At 64.3% G+C, this 16,812-nt stretch carries 18 protein-coding genes; 8 read left to right on the top strand and 10 right to left on the bottom strand.

Annotated elements, in window-relative coordinates:
- Positions 1-20 precede the first annotated feature (20 nt).
- The 8 genes from AC58D2_RS13460 to AC58D2_RS13495 form a co-directional block, all read right to left on the bottom strand.
- Positions 21-380, bottom strand: coding sequence for a hypothetical protein (locus tag AC58D2_RS13460; protein ID WP_497391146.1), 360 nt, complete (start codon positions 378-380; stop codon positions 21-23).
- Positions 381-519: 139 nt separating this feature from the next.
- Positions 520-1,002: an SRPBCC family protein gene (locus tag AC58D2_RS13465; protein WP_497391148.1), complete on the bottom strand. Its 483-nt coding sequence runs from the start codon at positions 1,000-1,002 to the stop codon at positions 520-522.
- A 31-nt stretch (positions 1,003-1,033) separates the two neighbouring features.
- Positions 1,034-1,366: a DUF190 domain-containing protein gene (locus AC58D2_RS13470; RefSeq protein WP_497391150.1), complete on the bottom strand. Its 333-nt coding sequence runs from the start codon at positions 1,364-1,366 to the stop codon at positions 1,034-1,036.
- A 67-nt stretch (positions 1,367-1,433) separates the two neighbouring features.
- Positions 1,434-4,667, bottom strand: a complete 3,234-nt coding sequence (locus AC58D2_RS13475; RefSeq protein WP_497391152.1) for an efflux RND transporter permease subunit — start codon at positions 4,665-4,667, stop codon at positions 1,434-1,436.
- On the bottom strand, positions 4,664-5,815 hold the full coding sequence (locus AC58D2_RS13480; protein WP_497391154.1) for an efflux RND transporter periplasmic adaptor subunit: 1,152 nt from the start codon (positions 5,813-5,815) through the stop codon (positions 4,664-4,666). Before AC58D2_RS13480 ends, AC58D2_RS13475 begins: the two co-directional genes overlap by 4 nt.
- Entirely contained in the window at positions 5,812-7,080 is a 1,269-nt protein-coding gene (locus AC58D2_RS13485) for a TolC family protein (RefSeq protein ID WP_497391156.1), read from the bottom strand. The genes AC58D2_RS13480 and AC58D2_RS13485 overlap by 4 nt, the downstream gene beginning before the upstream one ends.
- Positions 7,081-7,136: 56 nt before the next feature.
- Positions 7,137-7,541 carry a hypothetical protein gene (locus tag AC58D2_RS13490; RefSeq protein ID WP_497391158.1) on the bottom strand — a complete coding sequence of 135 codons (405 nt, stop codon included), beginning with the start codon at positions 7,539-7,541 and terminating at the stop codon, positions 7,137-7,139.
- Positions 7,538-8,881, bottom strand: coding sequence for an MFS transporter (locus AC58D2_RS13495; RefSeq protein ID WP_497391160.1), 1,344 nt, complete (start codon positions 8,879-8,881; stop codon positions 7,538-7,540). The genes AC58D2_RS13490 and AC58D2_RS13495 overlap by 4 nt, the downstream gene beginning before the upstream one ends.
- Before the next feature lie 158 nt (positions 8,882-9,039).
- On the opposite strand from AC58D2_RS13495, the gene AC58D2_RS13500 reads away from it, so the two are divergent.
- The 4 genes from AC58D2_RS13500 to AC58D2_RS13515 are packed head-to-tail and all read left to right on the top strand — an operon-like array spanning position 9,040 to position 11,218.
- A complete protein-coding gene (locus AC58D2_RS13500) occupies positions 9,040-9,330 on the top strand; it encodes a metal-sensing transcriptional repressor (protein ID WP_497391162.1) in 291 nt (96 codons plus the stop codon).
- 21 nt (positions 9,331-9,351) lie between these two features.
- Positions 9,352-9,750: a hypothetical protein gene (locus AC58D2_RS13505; RefSeq protein ID WP_497391164.1), complete on the top strand. Its 399-nt coding sequence runs from the start codon at positions 9,352-9,354 to the stop codon at positions 9,748-9,750.
- Between the two features lie 48 nt (positions 9,751-9,798).
- Positions 9,799-10,530, top strand: coding sequence for a HupE/UreJ family protein (locus AC58D2_RS13510; protein WP_497391166.1), 732 nt, complete (start codon positions 9,799-9,801; stop codon positions 10,528-10,530).
- Positions 10,531-10,546: 16 nt separating this feature from the next.
- Positions 10,547-11,218: a transmembrane anchor protein gene (locus AC58D2_RS13515; protein ID WP_497391168.1), complete on the top strand. Its 672-nt coding sequence runs from the start codon at positions 10,547-10,549 to the stop codon at positions 11,216-11,218.
- An 11-nt stretch (positions 11,219-11,229) separates the two neighbouring features.
- Here AC58D2_RS13515 and AC58D2_RS13520 read toward each other — a convergent pair whose 3' ends face one another.
- Positions 11,230-11,817: a hypothetical protein gene (locus AC58D2_RS13520; protein ID WP_497391170.1), complete on the bottom strand. Its 588-nt coding sequence runs from the start codon at positions 11,815-11,817 to the stop codon at positions 11,230-11,232.
- Positions 11,818-11,957: 140 nt separating this feature from the next.
- The gene (locus AC58D2_RS13525; protein WP_497391172.1) at positions 11,958-12,362 is read right to left on the bottom strand and encodes a hypothetical protein; all 405 of its coding nucleotides are present in this window, start codon (positions 12,360-12,362) and stop codon (positions 11,958-11,960) included.
- 118 nt (positions 12,363-12,480) lie between these two features.
- On the opposite strand from AC58D2_RS13525, the gene AC58D2_RS13530 reads away from it, so the two are divergent.
- The 4 genes from AC58D2_RS13530 to AC58D2_RS13545 all read left to right on the top strand — a co-directional run bounded on the left by AC58D2_RS13530 (position 12,481) and on the right by AC58D2_RS13545 (position 16,786).
- The gene (locus AC58D2_RS13530; protein ID WP_497391174.1) at positions 12,481-14,049 is read left to right on the top strand and encodes a recombinase family protein; all 1,569 of its coding nucleotides are present in this window, start codon (positions 12,481-12,483) and stop codon (positions 14,047-14,049) included.
- Positions 14,049-14,948, top strand: a complete 900-nt coding sequence (locus AC58D2_RS13535; protein WP_497391176.1) for a plasmid partitioning protein RepB C-terminal domain-containing protein — start codon at positions 14,049-14,051, stop codon at positions 14,946-14,948. Before AC58D2_RS13530 ends, AC58D2_RS13535 begins: the two co-directional genes overlap by 1 nt.
- Positions 14,949-14,985: 37 nt before the next feature.
- Complete coding sequence (locus tag AC58D2_RS13540) at positions 14,986-15,888, top strand: plasmid partitioning protein RepB C-terminal domain-containing protein (protein ID WP_497391178.1); 903 nt, start codon at positions 14,986-14,988, stop codon at positions 15,886-15,888.
- Between the two features lie 427 nt (positions 15,889-16,315).
- Positions 16,316-16,786 carry a hypothetical protein gene (locus tag AC58D2_RS13545; RefSeq protein WP_497391180.1) on the top strand — a complete coding sequence of 157 codons (471 nt, stop codon included), beginning with the start codon at positions 16,316-16,318 and terminating at the stop codon, positions 16,784-16,786.
- Positions 16,787-16,812: the final 26 nt, after the last annotated feature.

The raw sequence follows: 16,812 nt of genomic DNA on the forward strand, positions 1-16,812 counted from the left end.
AACGCTCAGAGCGGGGCAGATCAAAGGCGCCGGCAGCGGCGCGCCGGCTGCCCTACTTCCTCGATATTCGCCCAATCCTCGTTGAAAAGCACATTGATATTGTCGCCCACGAAGGTGAGCTGAGGGGCCGGGGCCGACATCTCGTGCGCCCGGTCGCGATAGAGAATGCGCGCGCGCGTGCCGCCATCGGAGAATTCGGCGGACAGGCGCAGGTCATCGGGACAGGCATAGATGCGCCGGACGATATCGGACTTGCGGTTGATGTCACGATAGGTCTCTTCCTCCGGCCCCTGCGAGCAGCCACCCAGCAGAAACAGGGCGAAGACCGGAACGCCGAAGACGGCCCGGCATAGCGATAATTTCCGTTCTGGCGCGAGCATCGCGAAATCCTTCTTGAATTTGCTCCGTCCGGACCGCCGGGACCGGCGGCCCGTCCCTTGTTTGCCGCCGCGGGCACAGGGGGGATGTTGCGCCCGCGGCGTGACGGGGCCCAGGGACGTCCCCGCCAAAGATTGAAGCTCAGCGCCGCGTTCGCGGACGCCTGGCTTGGGGCGGATTGACGCCGCCGCGCCGTTCCACCGACAGAAGCTGTGCGAGATTGCGGTCGCTCGCCTCGAGGAACTTCCTGAAATTTCCGAGCAAGACCTTGCTCGGCACGAGCGGCGCAAGATATCCCCGGCAGGTGAGGCTATGGATCAGGAAGGTTCCGGCCGGCTGCGGCACCAATTCATAGCGCTCATCGAACGAGATGAAGCGGCCGAACCCGAAGCGGATTGCGAGTTGCAGATGCATTTCGGCCACGAGGATGCGTGCGAGCATCGGACGCAATATCTGCTTCCCGTCACTCCCGATGAAGCTGATGTTGATCTTCGCACCCGCGCGGGCCTCGCCGCTGATGCGGACGAACGGATGCCATCGATCATAGTCGTCGAAGCGGGTCAGCGCGGTCCATATCCGCGCCGGAGGCTCTTTGAGCAGGGTTTCATTGGTGACCGAGGCCATAGTTCTTCTCCCGTCAGGGGTTAGGGCGCCGTCAACTCTCAACCTGGCGCTTGCCGTGCAGCACGTCGACGGGCGACAGGGTCACGAGGCCAATCCCGTGCATCGGCCCGACCTCTTCGGCAAAAGTGCGAAGAAGGCTTTCTTCGTCGATGATCTCGATGATCAGCGGATATTTGGGATCGGGTAGATGCAGCTCGTGATTGAGCTTGCGCGGGCCGTATCCCAGCCACCCGCGTATGACCGTCAACCCCAGAAGACCGTGCGACTTCGCATGATTGAGGATATCTTCCCAGAGCGGGATGTCGCCGCTCGGCGCCAGTTCGTCGGTGAAGATGCGTAGCTGTGCATATTGTATCTGAGTCATGATCCACCTCTTCATGTCTTGGAACAAGGGTGGGTCCGGCGGCGTCCCGCGCCGCCGGACCGGTTCATCACATTGCTGGAGCCAGCGGCACGGGGTCGTGCTGCGGGCGGCGGGTGTCGCGGCGGTACATCCAGGCCGTGATCGCCGGCAGGACGAGCAGGGTCAGCACCGTACAGGTGATGAGCCCCCCGATGACCACGGTCGCGAGCGGCCTTTGGACCTCCGCGCCGGTGCCCGTCGCGAGCGCCATCGGCACGAAGCCGAGGCTGGCGACGAGCGCGGTCATCAGCACCGGACGGACACGCTCCATCGCGCCGCCGACGATTGCCGCGTCATCGCCCATCCCGTTCTCGCGCCGCTGCCGGATCGCGCTCATCATCACGAGCCCGTTCAGCACGGCGACGCCGGAGAGGGCGATGAAGCCCACCGCGGCGGTAATCGAGAAGGGAATGCCGCGCAGCAGGAGTGCGAACACCCCGCCTGCCAGCGCCATCGGCACCGCGCTGAACACGATCGCCGCCGGCCGGAAGCCGCCGAGCGCCATGTAGAGCAGAGCGTAGATGGCGAGGAAGCAGATCGGCACCACGATCAGCAGCCTGAGGCGTGCCGATTGCAGGCTTTCGAACGTGCCGCCCCAGTCGGTGTACATGCCGGCCGGCAGCGTCAGCTCGCCGATCTTCTCCTGCGCCTCGGTCACGAACCCGCCAAGGTCGCGTCCGCGAACGTTGACCTGGACGACGACCATCCGCTTGCCATTTTCGCGGCTGATCTGGTTGAGGCCCTGCGTGTAGCTGAACCGCGCCACCTCGCGCAGCGGCACCGAACTCGCGATCTGCCCTTCCCCGGCCGGCAACATGACCGGGATCGAGCCGAGCGTTTCGAGATCGTCGCGCTGGGCGTCGGGGAGACGGACCACGACCGAGAAGCGGCGATCGCCCTCGAAGAGCAGCCCCGCCTCGCGTCCGCCGAGTGCGGCCGCGACGGTGTTCGCGACCTCCTCGACCGACAGCCCGTAACGGGCCGCTGCGAGCCGGTCGATCTTCACATCGAAGGTCGGCGCCCCCGACGTCTGCTCGGCGCTCACATCGCCTGCTCCCGGGATTTTCCGGAGGACGGACGCGATGCGGGTGGCCTCGGCGCTCATCGCGTCGAGATCGTCCCCATAGAGCTTGACCGCGACATCGGCGCGGACGCCGGCGATCAGCTCGTTGAAGCGCATCTGGATCGGCTGCTGGATTTCGGTGCGGTTACCGATGAGCGGTTTCATCCGTTCCTCGATCCGCTTCAGGATATCCTCCTTGCTCTTCACCTCGTCGGGCCATTCGCTTTCGGGCTTCGGGATCACATAGGTGTCCGAGGCATTGGGCGGCATGGGATCCGTACCGAGGTCGGCGTTGCCGTTCTTCGAGAAGACCAGCGCCACCTCGGGCAGCGTCTTCAGCGCATCCTCGATGCGAAGCTGCATCTGCGTCGACTGGTCGATCGACGCCGAGGGCACGCGGAAGTTGGTGACCGTGATGTCCTTCTCGTCGAGCTGCGGCATGAACTCCTGGCCGAGGAAGCCGAAGGCGAAGACGGCCGCGAGGAAAACCCCCGCGCCCGACGCCACGAACGGCAACGGACGTGCCACCGCCTTGTCGAGCAGCGGCGCATATTTTTCCTTGAACCAGCGGATCGGCTTGACCTCGGTCTCGCTGACCTTGCCTTTCACGACGATCGCGATCATCGCGGGGATGAAGGTGAGCGAGAGGACGAAGGCCGAAGCGAGCGCGACCATCAAGGTCACGGCCATCGGCGAGAAGGTCTTGCCCTCGACACCCTGGAAGGTAAGCAGGGGCACGAAGACGAGGAAGATGATCGCCTGACCATAAACGGTCGGACGGATCATTTCCTGGGCGGCGATTGTGGTTTCCTCCATTCGTTCGGCGCGGGTCAGCAGGCGCCCTTCATGCTCCTGACGTTCGGCAAGCCGCCGCAGGGCATTTTCGACGATGATCACCGCACCATCGACGATCAGACCGAAGTCCAAGGCGCCGAGGCTCATCAGATTGCCCGAGACCCCGAGCCGGTTCATGCCGGTCGCGGTCATCAGCATCGTGATCGGAATGACCGCGGCGGTGATGAGCGCGGCGCGGATGTTTCCGAGCAGCATGAACAGGATTGCGATGACGAGCAGCGCGCCCTCGACCAGATTCTTCTCGACCGTCGCGATCGTCGCATTGACGAGCTTCGAGCGATTATAGACCGGTTCCGCAAACACGTCGGGCGGCAGGTTCTTGTTGATCTCGGTCAGCTTGTCGGCCGCGCTGTTGGCAACGATGCGGCTGTTGCTGCCGATGAGCATCAGCACGGTCGAAATGACCGCCTCCGAGCCCATGCGGCTGCCCGAACCGGTGCGGACCGCACCGCCGATCACCACTTCCCCCACATCCTTCACGCGAACGGGCGTGCCGCCACGCGTCGCGACGACGGCTTCCTCGATTTCGGCGATCGACTTCAACCGTGCGTCGGCGCGCACGAGAAAGCTCTCGCCCGCGCGCCGGACATAGTTGGACCCCGCCGAGAGGTTCGCCCGTTCGAGGGCGTCGGCGAGTTCGGTGACCGAGAGGCCATAAGTCGCCAGCGCATTGAGGTTCGGCTGGACGAGATATTGCTTCACATAGCCGCCGTTCGAGTCGACGCCGGCGACGCCCTCGACGGTGCGCATCTGCGGCCGGATGACCCAGTCCTGGACGGTCCGAAGATAGGCCGCCTTGGCGAGATCGGTCGTCAGCCGCTCACCCTCGGGGGTGAGATAGGCTCCATCCGACTGCCAGCCGGGCTTGCCGTCGACGATCTTCACGCCCTTGCCGTCGGGATGACGGAAAGCGACCGAGTAGAAGAAGATCTCGCCAAGACCGGTGCTGAGCGGCGCCAGATTGGGCTGGACGCCGGCTGGCAGGCTGTCCTTCGCCTGCGCCAGCCGTTCGGTGACCTGCTGGCGGGCGAAGAAGATGTCGGTGTCGTCGGTGAAGACCGCCGTCACCTGGCTGAAGCCGTTGCGCGTCAGCGAACGGGTCATGGTGAGGCCCGGCACACCGGCAAGCGCGGTCTCGATCTGGAACGTGACCTGCTTTTCCATGTCGACGGGACCGAGCGTCGGGTTGAAGGTGTTGATCTGGACCTGCCGGTTAGTCACATCCGGCACGGCGTCGATCGGCAGCTTGGTGATTTGCCAGCCGCCGATCGCGACGACGAGCAGGGTCAGCGCGACGACGGCCCATCGCCACCTGACCGATAAGCTCAATATGCGGCTGATCATTCCGCCGACTCCTTCTCAAGCTCAGCCTTCAGCAGGAAGGCATTGACAGTCGCGATCGGCGTTCCGGCTTTCAGCCCCGACGCGATCGCCACCATCCCGCCGCTGCGGCTGCCGACGCGCACCGTCTGGGCGCGGAAGCCCGTCTTGGTGCGGATGAAGACGACAGTGCGATCACCGATCGTCTGCACGGCATCCTGCGGCACCATCACACCGTCGCTGACCGCGCCGCCGCTGGCGAAGATCCGCGCCTGGATAAGCTGGCCTGGAACCATCTGCGACACGCCCCCGGTGGGCGTCACCACAACCGTAGCGGCACGCGTCGTCGGATCGACGACGCCGGTTTCCGAACGAACCCGGCCTTCGATGACCATGCCGTCGGCGGTGGTCAGCTCGACCCGGTCGCCGGCGCGAACGCGCGCGGCGTCGGTCGGCGGCAGGCTCGCGGTGATCTGGAGCCGGCTGCCATCGGCGACCCGGAACAGCTCGGTTTCGGCGGCGACGAACTGGCCAAGGCTCGCCGGCGCCGCGGTGATCCGGCCCGACACCGGGCTGACCACCGACACCGACCGGCCATCGGACGCTACCCTGGTGGCGCCGGCAGCCGCCGCGGCGCGCTGCGCGTCGGCCTGCGCGACCGCGAGATTGGCCTGCGCCGTTTCATAGTCGGCGCGCGGCGACACGCCCTGCTTCATCAGCGTGCGTTCGCGTTCGAGCTGGCGCTGCGCGAGCTGGACGCGGGCTGCGGCCGCGCTGCGATCGGCGACGATCGCCGAGGCATCGCGGCTTTCGACCAGCGCGATCGTCTCGCCTGCCCGCACCGGATCGCCGATGCGCTTGAAGATGCGCGTGACCGTTCCGCCGGCGCGTGCGGTGAGCACAGCCTCGGCATCGGGGGTCGCCTCGACCGTCGCCGAAGCGGGGATAGCGGCATCGAGTTCGCCTCCCGCTGCTGCGGCGACCTTGATCTGCGAGGATTCGATCCCCTCCGGTGTGATGGCGATATTGTTGCTCGTCGCTGCGCTCTTCTCGGCAGCAGCTTCGATCGGCGCGACATCAGTCTGCGTCATGCGCGCAACGCCGAAGCCGAGCGTGGCGGCGATAGCGAGCGCGACGGCCGCGCCCGCGTAAAGGCGGTTCTTCTCAGTCATTGGATGGTTTCCCCCGTGATGGTGGTGCCCTGGAGACGGGCAAGGGCGGCGCGCGCATCGAGCCGCGCCGCTTCGGCTTCGAGAACGACGCCGCGCGCGAGGCCGAGGCCGCGCCGCGCCGCGAGCAGTTCGATCAGCGGTGATTTGCCGCTTTCATATGCGATGCGCGCGAGGCGATAACCTTCCTCGGCGGTAGCGAGCGTCTGCTGTGCCGCGGTGACGCGAACGTTCGCCGCTTCATTCAGCGTCATGGCCGCTTCGATGTTCGACGCGGCCTCGAGCCGGGCAGCCTCGACGCGGGCGTCGGCGCCGCGCAAATCGGCCCGCGCCGCAGCGATGTTGCCGCGATTGCGATCGAAGAGCGGCAGCGGCACGCTGATACCAACGAGCAGCGCATTGGCCTTGTCGCCTTCGAGACGGCGCGCGCCGACCGATACGGTGACGTCGGGTGTGGCCGCTCGTTTCGCGACCGCGACCCGGAAGACCGCAGCCTCTCGCTCCGCTTTCGCGGCGAGATAGGGTGCCGTCTGGAGCGGATCGAGCGGACCATAGCGCGGCGCCGGATCGAGACGCTTCAAGAGCGGCTCGGCGAGCGAAGTGAACTGCATTCCCTGGCCAGAGAGTGCCGAGAGCCGGGCGTAAGCCGCCACCCTCTCGGCCACCGCCGCACTCAGCGCCGCGCGGAGCGAATTCGTCTCGGTCTCGGCCTGAAGGCTACGGAGCCGGGCTTCCTTACCCGCTTCCACCAGAGCCCGCGCGACGCGAAAATCCTCTTCGGCCTCTTCGAGCTCGTCCTCCGCGAGCAGGACACGGCGATCGGCGATCTCGGCCGCACCATAGGCGCGGGCGAGGTCATAGGCATAGGCCAGCCGCCCATCGACGCCGCGCGCCTTGGCCGCCTCGACACCGGCAACGCCGGCTGCGATGCGCGCCGAGCGCTTGCCACCCAGCTCGATCGGCTGGTTGAACTGGATCGTCGTCTCGGAGCGGTTGAAGCCCTTGTAGGGGCTCTGGCCGCCGATATTCTCAGTGAGCGCGCTGACGCTCGGGTTGGGACGCACACGGGCTTGCTGAGCAAGGCCTTCGGCGCGCGCGATGTCGGCTTCGATGATTTCCTGTCGCGGCGCATCCTCGGTCTCCCGAAAAAGCTCAGCGAAAGGCGGCGCGGTTTGCGCCATCGCGGCAGCGCTGGCCATTGTGCCAGCGGCGCCGAGCAGGCTCAGCAACACGTTTCGCACGCGTCGCCGGCCGAACGGATCGGTCATGGGAAAAAACTCCTAGAATTGATGCAGAAAGGGCACGCCGAACGGCGTGCGGAGCATCAGATTCTAGGCGGTCGCAAAAGGCCTTCGGGCGCGATGCCGCGCCGGCTCATGTCCATCGGCAGCGACCAGATGATCGGAGCGAACAGGATGGGCGCGACCGGGGTGATGCCGGGATCGGCGTCGGTCATGCCGTGCATGACGGCATGGGTCGTCTTGTGGAGATCGACAGCGGGCATCGATGGTTCGCTATCGTCATGCTCGATGATATCGGTCATCACCACCTGATCGTCATGTCCGACGAGCGCGCCGTGCCAGCCGCTCATACCGACGATATTGGTGAGCGCGAGCATGGCGAGCAGCGCGCCGAACAGCACGAAGCGCAGCGACGGCCGGACAGAGCGCCCGCGCACCCAAGGCGCGTGGCGGAGCGAGGCCGCCGGGGTAAGAGTGACACCCCTCATCCCGCTTTTGTCCATTCGGGGTGCAGATCGTCGATCACATAGGCGTGCGATGTCGTGCCCGCCCCGTGTTGCGAGCGGACATGCTCATGATCGCCGCCGAGTTCCGGATGGTCGTGCGGCACGACGTCGGGGTCGCGCGACGGCCAGAGCAGGACGGCAGCAAGCGTGCCGACGAAGGCGATGGCGCTCATCGCGGCAAAAGCGGCCGTCATCGAAACGCTGGCGCCAAGCTTGCCGACTAGCGGATAGCAGATCAGCCAGCAGACATGGCTGAGCGCAAACTGCGCCGCGAACAGGGCGGGCCGGTCGTCGGCATTGGCCGAGCGCTTGAGCAGGCGGCCCGATGGCGTCAGGCTCATCGAATAGGCGACCCCGAGGATGAGCCAGCCGCCGAGCAGCAGATACCAGAAGGCTGGCCCCGCCGGTACGGAGGCGCTGATCCAGGCCATTACGCCAAGCCCGACCGAGAGCATCGTCGCTGCGCCGAGCATCACCGGCCGGTCAGGCATACGGTCGAGGATCGCCGGAAGCGCAAAAGCGGCTGCCATCGACCCGAGGCCATAGGCGGCCATGGTGAGCGCGACGTCCTGCTGCGAGAGGCCGAGCGCGCCACGCACGAGAACGACGGTGTTCACGATAACCATCGAGCTTGCAGCCGCCGCCGAAAGGGTGATGGCGAGCAGGCCACGAAGGCGCGGGGTCTTCAAATAGATGCGAATGCCGCGTGTTGTCTTGTCGTAGATGCCCGCGTCGCGCTTCGCCGATGCCTCGGGGCGCGGCAGCGTGACCGAGAGGACGAGCAGGGCCGAGGCGACGAAGCCGACAGCGGTTCCCGAGAAGAGCCAGTGGAAGTTGATCACCGTCAGAAGCGCCGCCGCGAGCAGCGGGCTGGTGATAGTCTCCATGTCATAGGCGAGGCGCGAGAGCGAGAGCGCGCGCGTATAGTCGCGCTCGTCGGGCAACACGTCGGGGATCGTCGCCTGGAAGGTCGGCGTGAAAGCCGCCGAGGCCGACTGGAGGACGAAGATCAGGCCATAGATTTGCCAGATTTCGGTCACGAACGGCAGGCAGATCGCGACGCTGGCGCGCACGAGATCGAGGGTCACGAGCAAGGCGCGGCGCGGAACGCGGTCGGCGAAGGCGCCAGCGATCGGCGCGATCCCGACATAGGCAATCATCTTGATCGCAAGTGCCGTTCCGAGGACTTCGCCCGCATTGCCGCCCGCGATGTCATAGGCCAGCAGCCCGAGCGCAATCGTCGCCAACCCGGTCCCGACCAGGGCGATGATCTGCGCAAAGAGCAGGTGCCGGTATGTACGGTTGGCGAGAACGGCGAGCATGGTTCCAATTTTCCACTATCCCCCCGGGGGGATATGCGCCTATAGGGGCGCCATGATGATTTCGTCAACCACCCTGTCGGTCGCATCCCGACTTTCCTCGCGACAGAACCGCGAGATTGCGGCTGGACATCGCCGCGCGCCGCGGGGAAACTGAACCCATGTCAGAGCCGCACGACCATTCACACGCCCATCCGCACGTCCACACCACGCACCCGGCGATCATCAAGCGCCTCAACCGCGCCGCGGGTCATTTGAGCAGCATCGTCGGGATGATCGAGGCCGGGAAGCCCTGCGCCGAGATCGCGCTCCAGCTGCGCGCGGTCGAACGCGCGGTCGCGAGCGCCAAGCGCACGCTGATCGAGGATCATGTCGAACATTGCATCGGCAGCGAGATCTCCGCCGGAGCCGAAGCGATGGCCGAGTTTCGCGCCATCTCGAAATATTTATAGTTCGAGGATAGACGGCTCGCCATGGTCTCCTCGTCGTCCGCATCGCGACGCTTCGGCTTGCACCGGCTGCTGCTGGGCCTGACGGCCTTCGCGCTGCTGCTTTCGGCGACTTTGAACATCGTGCGCCATAACCCGGCGACCCTGATGGCGGCGGAAGCCGAGCGACACCTCGTCCTCGAGACCGAGCATGGCCCCGGCGGCCATTCGCACGACAGCGACGAGGATAGCGAGCGGACCGCGGGCCATATGCACGGGCATAATCCCGGCGATCATAATCATGACCCGCCGCTCGAACTTGCGACCTTCAAGCTCGCCGCAGACCATCCGCGCGCGCTCTGGAGCGCCGCGGGTCATGCGGCAATGGACGGCCGCCGCGGCGGCCGCCTCGACCGCCCACCCGACCTCCTGTCCGACGCGTGACCTTATGCCGCCCTCTTAGGCGGCCGTTTCACCTAGACAGGATATTTTATGATTCAGGCTTTCACCGAGCCGTCGCGCGGGACACCCGCGCGCGGACGGCTCTCGCTATTATTCACATTGCTCGCGCTCAGCCTCTTCGCCGCCACCGGCGAGGCGATGGCGCATGCCGTTGCCGAGGGCGATAAGGGCTATATCCAGGAGATCAGCGGGGTGAACATCCTCGCGTTTCTCTATCTCGGCGCCAAGCATATGGTGACGGGATACGACCATATCCTCTTCCTCTTCGGCATCATCTTCTTCCTCTACCGGATGAAGCATATCGCGCTCTACGTCAGCCTGTTCGCGATCGGCCACTCGACGACGATGCTGCTCGGGGTCTTCTTCGACTTCGGGATCAACAGCTATATCATCGACGCGATCATCGGCTTCTCGATCGTCTATAAGGCGCTCGACAATATGGGCGCCTACCAGCGCTGGTTCGGCTTCCAGCCGAACACCAAGGCCGCGACGTTGATCTTCGGCTTCTGCCATGGCTTCGGTCTCGCGACGAAGATCATCGAATATGACATCTCGCCCGACGGGCTGCTGCCGAACCTCCTCGCCTTCAACGTGGGCGTCGAAATCGGCCAGTTGCTGGCGCTTGGCGCCATCCTGATCGTGATGGGCTTCTGGCGCCGTTCGGCGAGCTTCTGGAAGCACGCCTACACCGCGAACGTCGTGATGATGACCGCGGGCTTCGGTCTCATGGGCTACCAGATCGCTGGCTACGCCGTCTCCTGATTGAAGGATAATCTCCATGTATAATGCCAATATTCCGTCCAAGTCGGAACTTCCCTCGACGGCGCAGCTCATCCGCTCGACCGTCATCGCCATCGTCACCGCGGGCGCGCTGCTCGTCACCGTCGTGCTCCCCGCCGAATATGCCATCGACCCCACCGGTATCGGCAAAATGCTCGGCTTTACCGAGCAGGGCGAAATCAAGGTCCAGCTCGCCGCCGAAGCCGATGCGGATCGCTCGGCGGACCGGTCGGCCGCCATCGAGGCGGCCGCATCGGGTGCCACGCTCCCCGAGCCCGCTGCCGAAGCCGAGGTCGCCGAGGCAGGCGCAGCTCCGGACGCAGCCGGGACATCAGGGGTTCCGGGCGCGGCCACCGGCCGCGAGGACGAGACGCGCATCACGCTGAAGCCCGGCGAAGGCGCCGAGGTGAAGCTCGTCATGAAGAAAGGCCAGAAGACCGACTTCGTGTGGACAGTCGTCGGCGGCGCCGTGAACTCCGACCTCCACGGCGACGGCGGCGGCAATTCGATCAGCTATGAGAAGAAGCGCGGCCTCTCCAAGGACCAGGGAACGGTCACGGCCGCCTTCGACGGCAACCATGGCTGGTTCTGGCGCAACCGCGGCGATGCCGATGTCGTCGTGATCCTCAAGGTTCGCGGCGCACACAGCGACATCAAGCGCGTCGCCTGACGCCTCGACGCTCAAAGGAAAGGGCCGGAACCGCACAGCGGCTCCGGCCCTTTCTTGTTCAGTCCCACAGCCATGCGCGGGTGGAGCTCAGCGATCCCGCCATTGCCGCGAACGCCGCGCGCCTTGAGGCCGCGGACTCCGCCATATTGCAGGCCGACGTCCGACCGCGCGATGTCGTCGGGGTCGACTTCGAGGATTTTGCGGGCACCGGTCCCTATTCTCCGCTCAATCGCTCGCAAACCACCAGCTGGTACGAGCGAACCTGGGAGCGCGGCGGCAAGCGCGAGGCGCGCATCGGCGCCGCGCGCGCCGACGTGGCGGTCGTTGGCGCGCAGAACCGTGTTCGACTGCTCGACCGGCTCGCGCGCGTGCAGGCGGCGTGGGTCGACGCACTCGCCGCCGAAGCGGCGATTCCCGTCGCAGAAGCCCGGCTCGCCGACCTGAAACGCGTCGAACTTGACGTCGTGAAGCGTGTTGCCAACGCGTTTCCGTCGAGAGGCCTCTTGAACCCAAGCCCGCACATTGATGGACGATCGCCCGATGACAGAACAAGATGTTAGCCATCCTGTTCCCTTTTGTTCGTTCGGCAGCGATCTCATCTGAAATCAAACGACAGCTTTGAAGATTCACGCGTTATCGAAGACGAGGTCGACAAGACCTACATGGCTTCGCCTCCAGGATTGTCAGAGGAAGCGCAGCAGTGACTCGCTCTTCTGGCAAGCGATGAAATCATAAGCATCTAGTTTTCAGCCGCGTCGGAAACATGGCTTTCAGAAACGCCAACTGTCGCGATCGGAAGATTAGGAAACAGCTTGTCGAGAAAGGCAAGCGTGTCAATAAGCCGCGACCGCAGGGCTGAGACCTCAAGGCCGATCAGCGCGTCGCGGCGGCCAGACGCGATCAGCAGTCGCCTCAACACCTCATCGGAATGCCTGATCAGCCCCAATAGATGTATGGCCCGCGGCGCATGCGTGCCGGCGAGCCAGTGCTTGACGCTTCGTTCGCTAGCGCCAGTCCAGCGCATAGCGGTTTTTACGGCTTGGTGCGTTGACCCGAGACCTTCGGTCAGCGCCTCAGACATGATCGCTGCGAACGCCAATTCGTCCTTATCCTGGTGCAGGTTCCTGCCCGTTTTCGGCAACATGTTGCTGCTCCTTCAAGCCTATACTTGTTGATGCTCCTCGACATCGACTCGAAGAAATACGCGCTGCGACGGGTCGAGGTTGGTTCAATTCCGACGCCCCGATACGGAGCTGACGACAATGCCGAGCTGGCACGATCATCCTGATCCAGACCGAGGCAAGTCCCCGATCATACGCGCTGCGGAATATGTCCGCATGTCTACGGACCATCAGAAATATTCGACCGAAAACCAGGCCGACGCGATCCGCCACTATGCCGCAGCCCGCGGCATCGAGGTCGTTAAGACCTATGCCGACGAAGGAAAGAGCGGCCTCAAAATCCATGGTCGCGATGCGCTCAAGCGGCTCATCGAGGACGTCCAGGCTGGAGCCAGTGATTTCACCATGGTGCTGGTCTATGACGTCAGTCGCTGGGGGCGGTTCCAGGACGCCGACGAGAGCGCCTATTATGAATATATTTGCCGACGCGCCGGGATCAGCGTCGAATATTGTGCCGAGCAGTTCGACAATGATGGCAGTCCCATCGCCACGATCGTCAAGGGCGTCAAACGCGCGATGGCGGGTGAATATAGTCGCGAGTTGTCAGCAAAGGTTTTTGCAGGCCAGGGCCGCCTCATCGAGAAGGGATTTCGCCAGGGCGGGCCGGCCGGCTTTGGCTTACGCCGAGCCCTCGTCGACGAACATGGCACCGAAAAAGGCCTGCTCAAACGCGGCGAGCAGAAGAGCATTCAGACCGATCGCGTCATCCTGACGCCGGGTCCAGGCGAAGAGATTTCCATCGTTCGCGAAATATATCAGGCATTCGTTCACGACGGCCGCGCCGAGCATCAGATTGCCGATGACCTGAACGCTCGCGGAATCAAGACCGACCTTGGTCGTCCCTGGACCCGGGGGACCATTCATCAACTTCTGATCAACGAAAAATATGTGGGCGACAATGTCTGGAACCGGCAGTCGTTCAAGCTCAAACAGAAGCGCGTCCGGAACGATCCCGAGACCTGGATCCGCGCGCCCGGCGTGTTCCGCGCCATTGTCGAGCGAGATATCTTCGAGGCCGCGCGCACGATTATCAACGCGCGTTCGTTCCGCTTGTCCGACGCGCAAATGCTCGCAGAGCTTCGCAGCCTGTATGAAAACCGCGGACTTCTTTCGGGGTTGATCATCGACGAAAGCGATGCGCTGCCCTCGAGCAGCGCCTACAGCTCGCGTTTCGGAAGCCTGCTGCGCGCTTACAGCCTGGTCGGGTTCAGGCCCGACCGGGACTATCGCTACATCGAGATCAACCGGTCCCTGCGCCGGCTCCATCCCGATGTTCTGCGAGAGGTCCTCGATGGGCTGCGCTCCCTGGGGAGCGATGTCGGCGAAGGCGCCGCGACCGACCACGTCACGGTCAACGGCGAATTCAGCCTTTCCGTGGTGATCGTGCGCTGCGACCCGACACCCACCGGGCTGCTGCGCTGGAAGCTGCGCTTCGATACATCCTTGGCGCCCGACATCACGGTCGTGGTGCGAATGGACCAGTCCAACAAGGTCCCGCTGGACTATTATCTGTTTCCGCACCTTGACCTTGCCGCCGGGCGTTTGCGGCTCGCGGAAGACAATGGCCTCGGCCTCGACGCTTACCGGTTCGAGAGTCTCGACTATTTCTACGAGATCGCGGCGCCGGTCCGATTTGCGATGGCCGCCTGATGAACGCCGTGACGCCTCAGCATATCGAGATGGTGCCCATTTCGCGGATCACCGTCCTCAATCCAAGGGCGCGCAACAAGCGTCAGCACCGCGAGATCGCGAACAATATCGAGGCCATCGGGCTCAAACGACCGATCACCGTCAGCCGCCGCGAGGGTCCCGGCGGTCCGCGCTACGACCTCGTTTGCGGCGAGGGGCGGCTCGAGGCTTTCCAGATGCTTGGACAGAGCGACATTCCCGCCGTCGTGATCGAGGCGTCCGAAAGCGAATGTCTCGTGATGAGCCTCGTGGAAAATATCGCGCGGCGCATCCATCGCCCGATCGACATCATGAAGGAGATCGGGGCGCTCCACGCGCGCGGGCACAGCGACCAGGAGATCAGCCGGAAGATCGGTGTCAGCGTATCGTGGGTCGGTCTCGTCCTGACACTGCTCGAGCGCGGCGAAGAACGGCTGCTCGCCGCGGTCGAGACCGGGCTCCTGCCGGTGAGCCTCGCGGTCGAGATTTCGCGCGCCGAAAGCGACGAAGCGCAAAACCTGCTGCTCGATGCCTATGAGTCGGGCAAATTGCGCGGAAAGAAGCTCGCGGCCGCGCGCCGGCTCCTCGATATGCGCCTCAGAAGCGGACATAAGGGCATGCACCCGGGGCGCCTCGGGCGACGAGGCAGCAGCCGCAAACTGACGGCAGCGGATCTCATGGATATTTACCAGCGCGAAGCGGAAAAGCAGCGCCTCCTCGTGAAAAAGTCCGATTTCGCGCAGACCCGGCTCCTGTTCGTCGTCGAGGCGATCAAAGACCTGCTCGCCGACGAAGGATTTACGACGCTGCTTCGCGCCGAAGGGCTTGAGCAGATTCCGCGCGCGCTCGAACTGCGGATGACCGGCCATGTCCTCGACTGACTGGCCTCAAGCCCCCGAACCAGGAGCGGAAGGCCAGGTGCGCGCCGCCTTCGAGCGCGACTATGTCACCGTGGACATCGCATCGATCATCCCCCTGAAGACGCTCCGCGACGGCGTCCACGAGAGCAAGAAATATGCCCAGATCGTGAGCTCGATCAAGGCCATCGGCCTCGTCGAGGCGCCCGTGGTGATCGCGGCTCCGGGAGATTGCGGCCGATATTATCTGCTCGACGGCCATTTGAGGATCGAGGTCCTCAAGCAGCTTTCGATCGCATCGGTCGAATGCCTCGTCGCCACGGACGAGGATACCTACAGCTATAACAAGCGCATCAACCGCCTGCCTCCCGTCCAGGAACATCGGATGATCGTCCGGGCGATCGAGCGCGGCGTCGCCCCGGCCCAGATTGCCGATGCGCTCGGCCTCGAAATCCAGACCGTCAAACGGCGCTCGCGGCTCCTCGACGGTATCAGCCCCGACGCCGCCGAGATGCTGAAAGAGACGAACTGCCCGATGGCCGTTTTCGACACGCTGCGCCGCATGTCGTCGCTGCGCCAAGTCGAGGCCGCCGACCTCATGATCGGACAGAATGTTTTCACCGCGGCCTTTGCCAAGGCGCTCCTCGCCGCCACGCCCCACGACCAGCTCGCAAAACCACCGAAGAGCAGGAACGGCAAGGCGAACGCGAGTCCGAACAGCCAGCAGCTCGCGCGCATGGAACGCGAACTGGCTGTGCTGCAAACGCGAATAAAGTCGGTCGAGGACAGCTATGGCATCGACAATCTGCACCTGACCCTCGCGCGCGGCTATGTCGCGAAGCTCCTCGGAAACGCAGGCGTTGTACGCTGGCTCTCGCACAATCGGCAGGAGTATCTCGCGGAATTTCAGCGCATCGCCGAGATCGACACGCTCGCTGCGGGGACCGAGCTGGTCCTGCCGTAAACGATGGGGACCCGGACCCGAAAGCGCGGGGACCGCGGGAGACGCCGCACGCTGGGGCGGATCAAGCGCGGAGGTGGGAATGGCGGCGAACCCGCAGTGAGCCCACCGAGGCCGGGCGCCATATCCCGGCCGAAGGGGCATTGGCGTGTCGACAGCAGCGGCACGCCAATGCCGCCCCTCGCCGACCAACCGTTCGGAAACGTCCTTCCTGGCATTCGGCAACGACGTCTCAATCGAAGAGGCCGACGAAATGGAAGGCCGAGGAAAGGGAAGGCAGTTTTCGGGACGATTACCAACGGGATCGTGCAATATTGAATGACACGCCCCGTACGAGCAACCTCAGCTTCCCCCGGATGATCCGCCGGGAAATCCCATGTCTGTTGTTGGGTGCGCTGATTGAAAGTTCGAGCGGCGAAAGTGAGGCACTATGACGACCGGTGAATTTTCGCACGATGCTCAACAACCGGGGCTGCGCTCGTTCGTCATTTACGACGAACTCCCTCCCGGTTGCATTGCCTTTGAAGACATTGAGGGCGAGAGCTTTCCGCACATCCGGAAAGGCGAACTCGCGGTCGTAGATACGCGCGACCGCGAACTGGATGAAGGGGAGATGTATCTCATCCAATGGCAGACCAGCTCGCGCGCAACGCTTGCGGGACTCACCAAGAGGTGGGTGAATATCTGCAATCCGGATCGCTCGACCACGCCCAGAGAACTCTGGTTCGTTGGATCCATCGCAGGCCAGCAGCTCATCACGCTGGAAGGCAAGCCATGCGGCGACCGAATTCGGTTTATGGATGGCCCCTATGAAGACGAATATGTGCGGAATATCCTCATCGGCAGAGTCGTCGGCATCTATGCGCCGGGCTCCCGAACCGCCGCCCCTCCTTGGGGCTAACAAACTCGTTCAGGACGAGAGCTGAG

The organism is Sphingopyxis sp. CR5 (assembly GCF_059693785.1).